Here is a 14233-nt window from a genome sequence, read left to right as displayed (position 1 = left end):
CTATTTTAGCGCCAATGGGCACGAGCCGCTCTCTGGGCGTCGGCAACTGAGCCAACTTGGTCGATCACCTTCACCCCTGCCGCATGGGCCGGAGCTACAAAGGGTGTCGGATCGCCCCAAAATGTCAAAAGCACTGAAACCCGCTCCTCGAGGCACACGTCGATGATCGCCTCGATTGGAAATGGCAAATGCGGCCCGCCCAGCAATACACCGACCCCGAACGGTTTGTCCGTGAGCGACCGCAGGCGGCCAATCTCCTCGCGCAGCACCGGCGGCGGGTTGCCGCTAAATGATATGATGCCGAATCCGCCAGCATTGCTCACCGCTGCCGCAAGCTCGGGCCCGCTGATAAACCCCATCGGGGCGGCAAAGACGGGCACGTCAATGGCCAACAGATCAGAGAGCGGGGTGCGCAACACGACAGCCTCCCGTACATATGCGACCTTGCCCTGCCGCTGGCAGCGGAAGTAAACATCGCCGACCGCGCTCGACGCAAGGTGGCACGCTCTGAAGGTCCGGAGTTGGCCCAAGTCCGCCATACAGCCCTGTCGGATTCAACGTTGCCTTCCGACAGCAAGCCCGACGCGACGAATCGATGAGTCCACGTCCTAGATCACCCCTACTAGCCGCAGCACCACGCCCGCCGCGCAACTGCCCGCGAGCACGGTGAGCATGCCAAGCTTGAGCCGGAAGATCGCGGTTGCGGCTGCGATCGACAGCACCAGCGCGGGAACGTCGACGCTCGTCAGCACCGGCTGGTCGAAGGCGAACGGAAAGGCCTGCACCGGCACGGTCTCGCGGAACAGGGTGTGCAGCGCGAACCAGATCGAGAGGTTGAGGATCACGCCGACGACCGCGGCCGTGATCGCGCTGAGCGCACCGGCAAGGCCGGTGTTGCCGCGCAGCCGCTCGATATAGGGGGCGCCGACGAAGATCCAGAGGAAGCAAGGCGTGAAGGTGACCCAGGTCGCGAGCAGGCCGCCGAGCGTCGCCGCGAGCATCGGCGACAGGCCGCTCGGATCGCGGTAGGCCGCCATGAAGCCAACGAACTGGAGCACCATGATCAGCGGACCGGGCGTGGTCTCGGCCATGCCGAGGCCGTCGAGCATCTCGTCCGGCTTGAGCCAGTGATAATGCTCGACCGCCTGCTGGGCGACGTAAGCCAGCACCGCATAGGCGCCGCCGAACGTGACCAGTGCCATCTTGGAGAAGAACAGCGCGATCTGGCTGAACGCGTTGGCCTGTCCGAGCACCAGAAGTAGCGCGATCACCGGAATGAGCCAGAGCGCCAGCCACAACGCGCCGACGCGGATCGTGCGGCCGGTGTCGGGCCGGACGTGATCGGGCACGGCTTCGCCGAGCATGCTGTCGACCAAGGCGCCGTTGCCGCCGTGGCCGTGACCGCCCGGCGCGAACTCGGGACGGCCCTGTTTGGCACCGACATAGCCGATCACGCCGGCGGCGATGATGATGATCGGGAAGGGAACTGCGAAGAAGAAGATGGCGACGAAGGCGATCGCGGCGAGCGCGATCATGATGCGGTTCTTCAGCGCGCGCTTGCCGACACGAACCACGGCCTCGACGACGATGGCGAGCACGGCGGCCTTCAGCCCGAAGAACAGCGCCTCGACGAAACTGACATTGCCGAAGGCGGCGTAGACGTAGCTGAGGCCCATGATGGCGATGATGCCGGGCAGGATGAACAGCCCGCCCGCCATCAGCCCGCCGGCGGTGCGGTGCATCAGCCAGCCGATATAGGTGGCGAGTTGCTGCGCCTCCGGACCCGGTAGCAGCATGCAGTAGTTCAGCGCATGCAGGAAGCGGCCTTCGGAGATCCAGTTCTTCTCCTCGACCAGGATGCGGTGCATCACCGCGATCTGGCCCGCGGGCCCGCCAAAACTCAGGCAGGCGACGCGGAGCCAGACGCGAAACGCTTCACCGAAGCTGATGCCGTGACCGGCATCAGCTCCTGCTTCGATAGTACGGGTATCCATTACGCCTTCGCCTTGTTGGTCGGCCAGTTGTGGGTCTCGCCGGTCGCGTCGCGGCACCAGCGATAGAAGGCGTCATAGAGCAGCATGCCGGCCTCGAGCTGTTCGAGATCGTCGTCATACATCCGCGACAGCCCGAGCGAGGCTGCGAGCAAGCCGGGGGCCTCCGGCGCAAGGTCGGGCCGCGCGGTGTCGGCGCCGCGCACCAGCGTTGCGAGCCGGAGCAGCGGCGGCGCGGTAATCCCGAACTCCTCGATCATCACGTCGAAGGTGCAGAGCTCGCCACGGTGGCTCCAGAACACGTTCTCGATGTCGAAGGGCGCCGCGTTGAAGCGCTCGCCGACGGCGACCACTTCGGAGGGGGCCACGAACAGGAACACCGCATTGGGATCGACGAACCGGCGGATCAGCCAGGGACAGGCGATGCGATCGATCTTGGGCCGCGCCCGCGTCACCCAGACGGTGCGGCCCCTGCCGTCGCGCGGCGGCAGCTTGCGGGTATCGACCAGCGGCAGTTTTGCCGCCTTCCAGCCCTCGAAGCCGCCTTCCAGCGTCTCGGCGCGGACTCCGAGTTGCCTGAGCCAGGCCGCGGTGCCCTGCGCAAGCTTTTCGCCGCGAAAGCATGAGACAATCGCGGAGCGGCCGGCGAAGTCGGCGCCCCAGTCCGAGACTTTCTCGTGGCTGAGCTTGATCGAACCGGGGATCAGCCGCTGGTCGGCGGCAAAATCCTCGTCCGTGCGCACGTCAATCAGGGCAGGGGCGTTCGCCGTGCCGATCAACCGCGCCAGTTTGTCAGATGATATCGTCGTGTAGGAAGACATGATGCGCCCTCGTAAAATCAAACGGGACGCGATACTTGGGCATGTCGCCTCGTGGGGAGATCGCTCAAATCCCCATGACCGTCATTACACCGAAACCGCGCCGGCCTGTCAATCGGCTCGTTTCGCTGATTTTGCCTGGAAGACCCGCAGGTCTATATTGCGGGTCAATGAGCCGGACCTATCGGAGAATTTTCGATGCATTCCCATTCCGTCGAACAATGGACCCATGACCATGCCTTCCTGGGCGAGAGGCACGACGAGAACGAGCGGCGCACTTGGCTGGTCGTCGTCCTGACGCTGGTCATGATGGTCGGCGAGATCGTCGCCGGCTCGTTGTTCGGCTCGATGGCGCTGCTCGCCGACGGCTGGCACATGGGAACGCATGCCGCGGCGCTCGGCATCGCCGCGTTCGCCTACCGCTTCGCGCGCCGGCATCTGGGAAACGCGCATTTCACCTTCGGCACCGGCAAGTTCGGCGATCTCGCCGCCTTCGCCAGCGCAATCATTCTGGGCTTGATCGCGGTCGAGATCGCCTATGAGAGCGTGCTGCGGCTGATCACGCCGGTGCCGATCGTCTATGGCGAGGCGATCGCGGTGGCCGTGCTCGGCCTATGCGTCAACCTCGCCAGCGCCTGGCTGCTGCGCGACAGCCATGATCATCACCACGGGCATGCACATGATGATCATCACGATCATCACCACAACCATGATCACCACCATCCTCATCACGACAACAATCTCCGCGCGGCCTACATCCATGTCATGGCGGATGCCGCGACTTCCGTGCTGGCGATCGCAGCGCTCGCGGTCGCGATGTATTCGGGGTGGGCCTGGGCCGATCCCGCTGTGGGACTGATCGGCAGCGCGGTGATCGCGAGCTGGGCGTTCGGGCTGATCAAGAGCTCCGGCGCGGTACTGCTCGACGTGCGCGCCGACGAGAAGCTCGAGCGCACCATTCGCGCACGCATGGAGGTCGGAGACGACCGCGTCACCGATCTGCATCTCTGGCAGGTCGGCCCCGGCCATTGCGCCGTGCTGGTCTCGGTGGTGTCGGACAAGCCGAAGCAACCGGCCGTCTACAAGAAGCGGCTCGCCGGCCTGAAGGGGCTCAGCCACGTCACAGTCGAAGTCGAGACCTGCCCGCATTGAGGCTGTCGGGAATTCTGCGGACCAGGCGGGGTTGATCCTCGGTCTTCGTCGCGCATCGCTGTAACAGGGGAACAAGAACAATGTCCCGGATCAAGCTCGCTTTCGCCGTCATCATACTCGCTCTGTCCGGCCACGGGGCCACCGCGCAATCGGAAAAGACCGGCGTCGAAAAGCTCTATGTCCTCAATTGCGGGGAGGGCACCGCCGGCGACATCTCGCGCTGGACGCCCGGCCTAAACGAGGGCAAGACGATGGACTTCGTCGACACCTGCTATCTCATCAAGCACAGCAAGGGCTGGTTCCTGTGGGACACCGGGATCGCCGATGCGGTTGCCGCGATGCCGAACGGGCTTGTGCCCGCCGATCCCAAGGCCGTGACCTGGCGCCGGCCTAAGACGCTGCAGGCCCAGCTCGAACAGCTCGGACTCAAACCGGAGGACATCAAGGCGGTGGGCGTCTCGCACACGCATCCGGACCACACCGGAAATGTCGAGCTGTTCCCGCAGGCCGTGCTCTTCGTGCAGAAGACCGAATATGACTGGCCCGGCGCCAACAACGAGCCGCGCTTCAAGCCTTCGCACCCCGTCGAGCTGTTGTCGGGCGACAAGGACGTGTTCGGCGACGGCAGCGTGACGGTGCTGTCGACGCCTGGTCACACGCCGGGACACCAGTCCTTGCTGGTGAAATTGCCGAAGACCGGCGCGGTGGTGCTGTCAGGCGATGCCGTTCACTTTAGGGATAACTGGGACAACCGTCGTGTGCCCAGCATGAACGTCAGCAAGGACCAGACGACGGCCTCGATGCAGAAGATCGCCGACACGCTCGGCAAGGAGAAGGCGCAGCTCTGGATCAACCACGACAAGGCCCAGCGCGACAGCCAGAAGATGTCGCCGGAGTTTTACGACTGAGGCGTTGATCAGCCTTTGGGCGCCGTGATCGGCGGCGGTTCGCCTTGCGGTGTCTTCTTCGGCTTCAGCGTGCCGGCGTAGAACGAGAGCAGCCAGACCAGAATGATGGCGAGGAGATAGACGCCCCAGGCCTGCGGCGGCGTGGTTGCCCAGCGCAGAAGGCCTTTGAATGTGCGGGGCGGGCCGGTGTCGTCGTCGCTCATGGTCGGCTTGTGCGCGAAAGCGGCAGCGCGGTCAATCCGCTCGCCGCTCCGCTCGGACGAGAAACAACGCGGCCAGCGCCGAGAGGCTGAGCGCGGACGAGACGATCAGCACCTTGGCTCCCATGACGTCGATGAGCAGGCCGAAGGCTAGCGGCGCCACAGCCTGCGCCATCCGCGCCGGCGCGCCGATGATGCCGAGGCGATAGCCGAAATTCTTCGGGCCAAAGATCGACAGCGGCAGCGTGCCGCGCGCGATGGTCAGGATGCCGTTGCCCGACCCATGGAACAGTGCGAACGCGCTGGCCGCGGCGCCCCCGAAGATCGCGACGACCACCGCGCCGATCGGGTGGGTGAGGCATGCGAGGCGCGTCGACCACAGCGGATGGAAGCGGCTCAGGAAGCCCGCTTCGAGAATGCGCGCGCCCACTTGCGCCGGGCCGATCAGTGCGCCGGCTGCGATCGCTTCGACCGGCGTCGCGCCCGTTGTCTCCAGGATGCGCGGAAAATGCGCCGCCATCGCGCCGGTGACGGTCCAGACCGCGGCGAAGATGAAGGCGAGCAGGATCATGGTGCGGTCGAGCGGCACGTGCGGCTTTTCCGCCGTCGCCACGGCCTGCCTGGCCCCCTTGATCGTCGGTAGCACGAAGAAGTTGAGGGGAAGGCCGATCAGGATATTGGCGGCGGCCCAGGCAAAGCAGGTGTCGCGCCAGCCGATATGCGACAGGCCCCAGGCGGTGAGCGGCCAGCCGATGGTCGAGGCGAATCCCGCCATCAGCGTGATGCCGGTGATCGAGTGGCGCGCCTCGGTGCCGTAGATGCGGCCGAGGGCAGCGAAGGCGGCATCGTAGAGGCCCATCGCCATGCCGATGCCGAGCACCAGCCAGGCGATCGCCATCACGGCCACCGATTGCGAGAGGCCGAGCAGGACGAGGCCGGCCGCCATCGTCAAATTCGAGGCCGACAGCACCTGCCGGCCGCCGACGAGATCGATCTGCCGGCCGATGCGCGGGCCGAGCATTGCGGAGATCACGAGCGAGGCCGAGAACGCGCCAAAGATCCAGTTGGAAGAGACGCCGAGGTCGCGCGCCATGGGATCGGCAAGCAGCGCCGGCAGATAATAGCTGGAGGCCCAGGCCAGTGTCTGCGTGGTGCCGAGCGCCAGGATGATCGGAAGCTGGCGCTGGCTCATGTCCTTTTGATTCTGGTCGGTGGTGGCGTCATCGGTTCCATTTGCAGCCGCGGCGAGAGCACGTCAACAGCGTCCGCGGCATATGCGACCTGCCGCGGCCGGCAGCCTTGGTTGCGCTCGGTCCGTGCGGCCTTTCGTTCGTCACGAATGCACGCCATAATGGCGTATGCAATTGTCCTCGCGCCTGGCGTTGATGAACTGGCTGGCGAGCCAGGGGCTCACGGGCCTGCCTGAACCCGAACTGCTCCGCGGCTTCTGTGAGCGCTGCCGTGCCGAAGGGCTCGATCTGTCGCGCGGGCTGGTCTTCATCGATACGCTGCATCCGATCTATGAAGGCCGAGGCTTCCGCTGGACCGATCGTTCCAGCAACGAGAGCGACAATTTCGAATACGGCTCGACTGCGGAGGGCGATCCGAACAAGAACTGGCGCCGTTCAGTGTTCTTCCATCTGCTCGAGCACGGCCAGGACGAGATGGTGATCGACCTGGCCGATGTCGCTTCGCTCGAGTTTTCACAAATCGGCGAGCTCGCCGAGAAGGGGCATCGGCATTTTCTCGCCTTCGTGCATCGCTTCGGCGAGAATGGCGCGCTCGGGCAGATGGACTGCCTCTATTCCTATTGGACGACGCGGCGCGCCGACGGCTTTAGGGAGGCCGAGCTCGCGGCGCTGCGCGATCTCGTGCCGGTGCTGGGGCTCGCGATCAAGTCGGCGCAGCAGGTCGACATCGCTCGCACGCTCGGCCGCGTTTATCTCGGGCGCGATGCCTCCGAGCAGGTGCTACGCGGACGCATCTCACGCGGCGTCACCGAGCGCATCAACGCCGTGCTGTGGTACTCGGATTTGCGCGGCTCGACCGGCATCAGCGAGAGCATCGGTCCCGACGAGATCATCCCGTTCCTCAACGACTATGCGCAAGCCGTGATCGATGCGATCCACGATGCCGGCGGCGACGTGCTGAAGCTGATCGGCGACGGCGTGCTCGCGATGTTCTGGGGCGAGGATATGGCGGATGCGCGGCGCGCTGCGCTGCGCGCCGAGCATCTGTTCCGCAAGAACGTTGCGGCGCTGAACGCAAGGCGAGAGTCCGATGGACGTCCGACCACGTCGGCCTATATCGGCCTGCATGTCGGCGAGGTCTTTTACGGCAATATCGGCAGCGCGGACCGGCTCGACTTCACGGTGGTGGGGCCGACCGTGAACGAGGTCAGCCGCATTGCCTCGATGAGCCGCTCGGTCGATCGCGAACTGCTGGCATCGGCCGAGTTCTACAAAGGGCTCGATGCCGCCGGCCGCCGCTATCTCGTCTCGACCGGCCGCTACGCGCTGCGCGGCATCGGCCGCGCGCAGGACCTCTACACGCTCGATCCGGACGTCGACAGCAACGAGCCGGTGACGGGGAGCTACGAGCGGTATCTGGCGGGTTAGGCTCGTTGCCTCAACAAGCTCCGTCATTGCGAGCGCAGCGAAGCAATCCAGGTCTTTCTGCGGAGGGATTTCTGGATTGCTTCGCTACGCTCGCACCGACGAGGAGGGCTAGCACCGCACCGGCACTGCGTCCTCCACCATCTCCGGCTGCCGGTCCAGTGCCATCGCCGGCGACAGGAGGATCACCAGCGCCTGTGCGCCGAACACGGCAGCCGCGAGATAGAGGCACGCTTCCGCGCTCCAGAACCCGCCGACGGTCGCCCCCACTGCCGAGCCGAGCGGGCGGGCGCCGTAGCTCATGATGTTGATGGCGGAGACGCGGCCGAGCAGGCGCGGCGGCGTCACGGACTGGCGCAAGGTCGTGGTCGAGATCACCCACAGGATCGGTCCGACGCCGAGCAGGAAGAAGCTGAGGCCCGCGAGCCAGGGCGAGGGGATCAGCACCGTCAGTGCCATCACGACGGAAGCGACGAAGCCGGTGACGGGGCCGAGGCCGACCACGGTGCCGAAGGCGATGCGCGTCATCACCCGCGTAGCGAACAGCGCGCCGATCACCATGCCGACGCCGTACATGGTTAGCACAGTGCCGACGCCGGCCGCAGTCAGATCGAGATGACGTACGGCGTAGGGTACGAACACCGCGATCTGGAGGAACCAGCCGGTGTTGAAGATGAACTGGGTGATGAACACCGGCCGCAGCAGCTTGTGGTGGAACACGAAGGCCGCGCCCTCGCGGATCTCCTGAAGCGGATGGCGACGCGGCGTGGGTGCGCGGGGAGGCTCGTAGATGCCGGAGAGCAGCACGACCGCAATCGCCGAAAGTGCCGCGGCAAAGCTGAACGCGGGGCTGGCACCCCACCAGCCGACCAGGGCGCCGCCGAGCGCGGGCCCGCTGGCGAAGGCGATGGTGCGCGCCAGCTCGATCCGGGCATTGGCCGCGGGCAAGAGGTCCGAACTCACTAGCGAGGGCACCAGGGCCGGCGCGGCCACGCTGTAGACGACGGTGCCGCACACCGCGGCAAAGCCGAGCAGCGCCAGCAGAGGCAGGTTGAGGGCACCCAGTGCGAGCAAGAGCACGATGGCAGCGAGGGCGCCGGCCCGCAGCGCCTCGGCGCCCGCCATCAGCGAGCGGCGCGAGATGCGGTCGGCGAGCAGGCCGGCCGGAATGGCGAACAGCACGAAGGGCAGGGTGAGGGCGGTCTGCAACAGGCCGGTCTGGCCCTCGGCGACGCCGAACGTCAGCACGGCGACGATCGGGGCTGCGGCCAGTGCGATCTGCTCGGCCGATTGTGCCGCGAGGTTGGACCAGGCGAGGCGGTTGAAGGTGTCGGGAAGACTCGGCGTCGTTGACATAGCGCATATCCTGCAAAGTCGCGTTTGCGCCAGTATCCGCCGCCGACCCCGGCCAAACCCACCCGCTTCCCGACAGTGCGTCCGCAAGGGAAGCTGATAACGCTAGATGCAGTTGCAAATGAGTTGCAATAAGGTTCGATTTCGGTATTCTCCGCCCATGGATGCCCGATCACCCGACCTGACGACCCGCGACGCCGCCGGCTGGCGCTCCGACGCACCCACCACCAAGAGCCTCGCCGAGGTGAATGGCACCGTCCCCATTCCCGCCGCCGGCCTCTGGTGGCGACGGCTGCTCGCCTTTGTCGGTCCGGGCTATCTTGTCTCGGTCGGCTACATGGACCCCGGCAACTGGGCCACCGACCTCGCCGGTGGATCGAAGTTCGGCTACACGCTGCTCTCGGTCATCCTGCTCTCGAACCTGATGGCGATCCTGCTCCAGTCACTGGCGGCGCGGCTCGGCATCGTCACCGATCGTGATCTCGCGCAGGCCTGCCGCGCGAGCTATTCGCCGGCCGTGAACTTCATGCTGTGGCTCGCCTGCGAGGCGGCGATCATCGCCTGCGACCTCGCCGAGGTCATTGGTACCGCGATTGCGCTCAAACTCCTGTTCGGCATTCCCCTGATCGGCGGCGCATTGATTGCCGCGCTGGATGCCTTCCTGCTTCTCGTCCTGATGAACCGCGGTTTCCGTTTCCTGGAGGCTTTCGTCATCGCGCTGCTGGTCGTGATTGCGGCTTGCTTCACGATCCAGATTGCCGCGGCAGCGCCGCCGGTTGCCGCGATGTTGAGGGGCTTCGTGCCATCGACGGAGATCTTCACCAATCCGGAGATGCTCTACATCGCGATCGGCATCATCGGCGCCACCGTGATGCCGCATAATCTCTATCTGCACTCCTCGATCGTGCAGACCCGCGCCTATGAGCGCAACGACGCCGGCCGGCGCGAGGCGATCAAATGGGCGACGACGGACTCGACCATCGCGCTGATGCTGGCGCTGTTCATCAACGCCGCGATCCTGGTGGTGGCGGCCGCGACCTTCCACAAGACCGGCCATTCCGACGTCGCCGAGATCGGCCAGGCTTTCGAGCTGCTCTCGCCGCTGCTTGGCCTCGGCATCGCCTCGATGCTGTTTGCGATCGCGCTGCTCGCGTCGGGCCTCAATTCAACCGTCACTGCGACGCTCGCCGGCCAGATCGTGATGGAGGGTTTTCTCGACCTGCGCCTGCCGAGCTGGGCGCGGCGTTTGCTCACGCGCGGCATTGCGATCATCCCGGTGATCATCGTCACCGCGATCTACGGCGAACGCGGCACCGCCGATTTGCTGGTGTTCAGCCAGGTCGTGCTGTCGATGCAGTTGCCCTTCGCCGTCATCCCGCTCGTCCGCTTCGTCTCCGACCGCCGCAAGATGGGCAAGTTCGCAATATCCGCGTCAGTCGCCGCGATCGCGTGGATCGTGGCGGGCGTCATCGTGATTTTGAACGTGAAGCTGCTGGCGGATACGTTGTTCGGGTGAACACACCACGGCCGTCGTCGTCCGGCTTGGCCGGACGACCCAGTATTCCAGAGACAGTTGTGATTGAGCCGAGACGCCGCGACGGACTGGATGCCCCGGTCAAGCCGGGGCATGACGGAGAGCTAATCCTGCGGCTCGGACGCAGCATCGCCCTGTGCGTCGACGCGCAGCCAGCCTGACGGCGCGAGCCGCTGTTGCGGCAGGAAGCGGGCCTTGTAGTCCATCTTCTTGGAGCCATCGATCCAGTAGCCGAGATAGACGTAAGGCAGCCCTTGCCGGCGGGCGCGGGCGATGTGGTCGAGGATCATGAAGGTGCCCATCGAGCGGCTCACCTGTCCCGGGTCGAAGAAGGAATAGACCATCGACAGGCCGTCGCTGAGCACGTCGGTGAGCGCGACCGCGATCAGCTCCTCGCCGCGGCCGGTGATGCCGCTGTCGGGACCGCGCTTGCGGTACTCGATGATGCGGGTCTCGACATGGCTGTCCTCGACCATCATGGCGTAGTCGAGCACCGTCATGTCGGCCATGCCACCATGGCGGTGGCGGGCGTCGAGATAGGCGCGGAACACCGAATATTGCTCGGAAGTCGGTACCGCGCTGCGCTGCTCGCCGATGATGTCGGCGTTGCGGGCCAGCACCTTCCGGAAGTTGCGTGAAGGGCGGAACTCGTTGGCGATCACGCGGACCGAGACGCAGGCGCGGCACTGGTCGCAGGCGGGCCGGTAGGCGATCGACTGGCTGCGGCGGAAGCCGCCATGGGTCAGCAGGTCGTTGAGGTCGCCGGCACGCTCCCCCACGAGGTGCGTAAACACCTTGCGCTCATGCCGGCCCGGCAGATAGGGGCAGGGGGAGGGGGCAGTGAGGTAAAACTGCGGGGTGTCGCGCGAGTGCTGGGTCAAGGGACGTCGTGGGCCTCCGAAATGTGTGTCAGCATCGCGCTACGAAAGCTCTCGGTCAATCGGTCTGCTCAGCAGGTCAGATCAGTCAGTTTAGTCGGTCCTGGTTGATAGGTCCTTGATCAGTAGCTCCTGATCAGTAGCGCTTACTCAGTAGCTCCTGGCGGCCTGAGGCAGCGGCGCCCGGACGGAATTGTTGATGATGACCGTTCCCAAGACGAAATCATGCAGCAGGCGCCGACGGCCGTTGAACAGCCCGACCAGGACCACCAAGGGTGACAGGAACGAGACCGTCACCCAGAACAGCACGGCGTGCGTGGCGCCAAGCACGAAATAGCCGGGTGCGCCGTACCAGGTTCGCAACTCCAGATCCATGACCCGCATCCCGAGCGTCGCCGAGTGGGGACCTCCGATGCAGGCGCCGTAATAGACAATGGCCCAGATCACGGAGGCCGGCCAGGCCAGCCAGAACAACATCCAGCCAAGGCCGAGCGTGACCACGCCGAACACGGCGATGAAGAGGTAGCCGAGGATGATCGGCACCGAGATCACGATCATGTCGATCAGGAATGCAAACACCCGCCGGGTCGCGACACCGCGGAACAGTTCCGGATGCAAGGAGGGATCATAGGCATGAACCCCGCGGTCGCTGCGCCAAGCGTCCGCTTGGGGACCTGAATTGCCCGAGTCCGAATACGACATAGTCCGTCCTCCCGAGGGGAAACTCCCATGGCAGGACATGGTGACAGGCCATTCACGTGCCAAGGGCGCCGAGATTAACAAGCCGAAATATTCCGGCGATTCGGGGGCGGGGTGTGAGAAGGAAGGAGGCGCGCTGTTGTGCCGCTACCCCCCAGGGAAGGCGGGGACCCATGATCCCAGGGAGCAGTTTGGCGAAGACGTCAGTAGATCCTTTCGCCGGTAGCAATATTGCGCATCATGGATAAATCACGCGAATAAATCACGCGATATGGGTCCGGCCTCCGCTGGGACGACAAATTACCTTATCCCTGCGCCTTCAACTGCTCCGCAGCCTTCGGCGCGAAATAGCTGAGCACGCCGTCGGCACCGGCGCGCTTGAAGGCCAGCAGGCTCTCCATCATCGCGCGATCGCCGTCGAGCCAGCCGTTGCCCGCGGCTGCGGCGATCATCGCGTATTCGCCGGAGACCTGGTAGGCGAAGGTCGGCATCGCAAATGTGTCCTTCACGCGCCGCACGACGTCGAGATAGGGCATGCCGGGCTTCACCATCACCATGTCGGCGCCCTCGGAGATGTCGAGCTCGACCTCGCGCAGCGCTTCGTCGGAGTTGGCGCTATCCATCTGGTAGGTGCGCTTGTCGCCGGTGAGCGTCTTGGCCGAGCCGATGGCGTCGCGGAACGGGCCGTAGAAGGCGGAGGCGTACTTTGCCGCATAAGCCATGATCTGCACGTCAAGCAGCCCTGTGCGATCCAGCCCTTCGCGGATCGCGGCTACGCGGCCGTCCATCATGTCCGACGGCGCGATAATGTCGCACCCGGCCTCGGCCTGCACCAAGGCCTGGCGCACCAGGACTGCGACCGTCTCGTCGTTCAGGATCTTGCCGTCGGCGATCAGCCCGTCATGGCCGTGGCTGGTAAAGGGATCGAGCGCGACGTCGCAGAGAATGCCGAGATCGGGAAATTCCTTCTTGATCGCGCGCACGGTCCGGCAGACGAGATTGTCCGGGTTGGTTGCTTCCGTTCCTTCCTCGTCGCGCAAGGACGGGTCGGTGTAGGGAAACAGCGCGATGCAGGGGATGGTAAGCTTCATGGCGCGCTCGGCCTCGCGCACGGCCTGGTCGACGCTGAGACGGTCGACGCCCGGCATCGAGGCAATCTGTTCGCGCTTGCCGTTGCCATCGATCAAAAACAGCGGCCAGATCAGGTCGTCGGTGGTGAGCACGTTCTCCCGCACCATGCGCCGGGCCCATTCGGCCTTGCGGTTGCGGCGCGGCCGGACGGTCAGATCGAGGGCAGGGGAGGCTGTCGCGCCATCCCGGCGCGAAATCTCGCGGAGCTCGATCGGACGCCCGTATTTGATCGCCATTAGACTTCCTCCGGCTGGAATTATTCTTATACCAGCTCGCATGGTTCCCGTCACCGCGGCTTGACCTGCCGCAAGGGGTGGCAGCCGATTGATTTTGCGGGGCGAAGCAGCCAGAAGGGGCCATGTCCGAGATCTCAACCCGCGACGCGGCCCGCGACAGCGCCAATGCCAGGGACGCTGCCAGAGACAATGCCAGAGACAGCGCAATGTCGGTGGCTGCGATCTCGTCGGAGCGCCAGGAGTCCGACGACAATGTCTGGACGCGCCGCCTGGTGTTGTTCCTGCGGGTGATGGCGTTGCTGTCGATCCTCAAGGGCCTCTATCACTGGGCGCAGGTCACGGGCTTCGTCGGCGGCGAGGACGAGGCGTTCGAGAACCAGGCGATGGCCTGGCAGGCCTCGACCATCTACTTCGCCGTGATCGAGCTCGTTGCCGCGGTCGGGCTGTGGCTGGCAACGCCCTGGGGGGCGGTGGTCTGGCTGACGACCGTCGTGTCAATGGCGGTGATCGAACTGATGTTCCCGGGAATCTATGGCGGTAGCCTGATCGTTGTCGGCGTGGAAGCCTTTATGCTCGCCGCTTATCTCGCGCTCGCCTGGATGGCCGCGCGCGAGCGACCGCCGTAGCGCGCTGTTGATCGCTTGAACTCTCCTGCGCTGCGCTTGCCTTGCTGCGCTCGTCCGGGACACAGTTGTGTCTGCTTGGTTGACCGTTGGTT

14 protein-coding genes are annotated in these 14233 nt (G+C 65.2%); 5 read left to right on the top strand and 9 right to left on the bottom strand.

The features are described from left to right. Window positions 1-5: 5 nt before the first annotated feature. From FXV83_RS10770 to FXV83_RS10760, 3 genes are all read right to left on the bottom strand, one after another. Entirely contained in the window at window positions 6-419 is a 414-nt protein-coding gene (locus FXV83_RS10770) for a nitronate monooxygenase (RefSeq protein ID WP_187435818.1), read from the bottom strand. A 189-nt stretch (window positions 420-608) separates the two neighbouring features. After that, complete coding sequence (gene chrA / locus FXV83_RS10765) at window positions 609-1994, bottom strand: chromate efflux transporter (protein ID WP_148739147.1); 1386 nt, start codon at window positions 1992-1994, stop codon at window positions 609-611. Further along, window positions 1994-2812, bottom strand: coding sequence for a chromate resistance protein ChrB domain-containing protein (locus tag FXV83_RS10760; RefSeq protein ID WP_148739146.1), 819 nt, complete (start codon window positions 2810-2812; stop codon window positions 1994-1996). Before FXV83_RS10760 ends, chrA begins: the two co-directional genes overlap by 1 nt. Window positions 2813-3007: 195 nt before the next feature. On the opposite strand from FXV83_RS10760, the gene dmeF reads away from it, so the two are divergent. Both dmeF and FXV83_RS10750 read left to right on the top strand, forming a co-directional pair. After that, complete coding sequence (dmeF, locus tag FXV83_RS10755) at window positions 3008-3961, top strand: CDF family Co(II)/Ni(II) efflux transporter DmeF (RefSeq protein WP_148739145.1); 954 nt, start codon at window positions 3008-3010, stop codon at window positions 3959-3961. A gap of 80 nt (window positions 3962-4041) precedes the next feature. Next, entirely contained in the window at window positions 4042-4869 is an 828-nt protein-coding gene (locus FXV83_RS10750) for an N-acyl homoserine lactonase family protein (RefSeq protein WP_148739144.1), read from the top strand. 8 nt (window positions 4870-4877) lie between these two features. Here the strand turns inward: FXV83_RS10750 and FXV83_RS10745 are convergent, their stop codons facing one another. Beyond that, window positions 4878-5072 carry a hypothetical protein gene (locus FXV83_RS10745; protein WP_148739143.1) on the bottom strand — a complete coding sequence of 65 codons (195 nt, stop codon included), beginning with the start codon at window positions 5070-5072 and terminating at the stop codon, window positions 4878-4880. A gap of 31 nt (window positions 5073-5103) precedes the next feature. After that, on the bottom strand, window positions 5104-6261 hold the full coding sequence (locus FXV83_RS10740; RefSeq protein WP_148739142.1) for an MFS transporter: 1158 nt from the start codon (window positions 6259-6261) through the stop codon (window positions 5104-5106). A 166-nt stretch (window positions 6262-6427) separates the two neighbouring features. Between FXV83_RS10740 and FXV83_RS10735 the strand changes: the two genes are divergently transcribed. Next, the gene (locus tag FXV83_RS10735) at window positions 6428-7687 is read left to right on the top strand and encodes an adenylate/guanylate cyclase domain-containing protein (RefSeq protein WP_148739141.1); all 1260 of its coding nucleotides are present in this window, start codon (window positions 6428-6430) and stop codon (window positions 7685-7687) included. A 108-nt stretch (window positions 7688-7795) separates the two neighbouring features. On the opposite strand, the gene FXV83_RS10730 is transcribed toward FXV83_RS10735, so the two are convergent. Further along, the gene (locus tag FXV83_RS10730; RefSeq protein WP_148739140.1) at window positions 7796-9040 is read right to left on the bottom strand and encodes an MFS transporter; all 1245 of its coding nucleotides are present in this window, start codon (window positions 9038-9040) and stop codon (window positions 7796-7798) included. Between the two features lie 157 nt (window positions 9041-9197). On the opposite strand from FXV83_RS10730, the gene FXV83_RS10725 reads away from it, so the two are divergent. Beyond that, window positions 9198-10553, top strand: coding sequence for an Nramp family divalent metal transporter (locus tag FXV83_RS10725; protein ID WP_148739139.1), 1356 nt, complete (start codon window positions 9198-9200; stop codon window positions 10551-10553). A 122-nt stretch (window positions 10554-10675) separates the two neighbouring features. Here FXV83_RS10725 and FXV83_RS10720 read toward each other — a convergent pair whose 3' ends face one another. The 3 genes from FXV83_RS10720 to hemB all read right to left on the bottom strand — a co-directional run bounded on the left by FXV83_RS10720 (window position 10676) and on the right by hemB (window position 13515). Next, window positions 10676-11452, bottom strand: a complete 777-nt coding sequence (locus FXV83_RS10720) for an arginyltransferase (protein WP_148739138.1) — start codon at window positions 11450-11452, stop codon at window positions 10676-10678. 147 nt (window positions 11453-11599) lie between these two features. Next, window positions 11600-12151 carry an RDD family protein gene (locus tag FXV83_RS10715; protein ID WP_187435817.1) on the bottom strand — a complete coding sequence of 184 codons (552 nt, stop codon included), beginning with the start codon at window positions 12149-12151 and terminating at the stop codon, window positions 11600-11602. Between the two features lie 302 nt (window positions 12152-12453). Continuing rightward, a complete protein-coding gene (hemB, locus tag FXV83_RS10710) occupies window positions 12454-13515 on the bottom strand; it encodes a porphobilinogen synthase (protein WP_148739136.1) in 1062 nt (353 codons plus the stop codon). A gap of 122 nt (window positions 13516-13637) precedes the next feature. On the opposite strand from hemB, the gene FXV83_RS10705 reads away from it, so the two are divergent. Next, window positions 13638-14141 carry a DUF6163 family protein gene (locus FXV83_RS10705; protein ID WP_148739135.1) on the top strand — a complete coding sequence of 168 codons (504 nt, stop codon included), beginning with the start codon at window positions 13638-13640 and terminating at the stop codon, window positions 14139-14141. Window positions 14142-14233: the final 92 nt, after the last annotated feature.

The organism is Bradyrhizobium hipponense, from assembly GCF_008123965.1.
Lineage (GTDB): Bacteria > Pseudomonadota > Alphaproteobacteria > Rhizobiales > Xanthobacteraceae > Bradyrhizobium > Bradyrhizobium hipponense.
The sequence above is the reverse complement of the archived record's forward strand: the minus strand, read 5'-3'. Positions and strand labels throughout refer to the sequence as shown.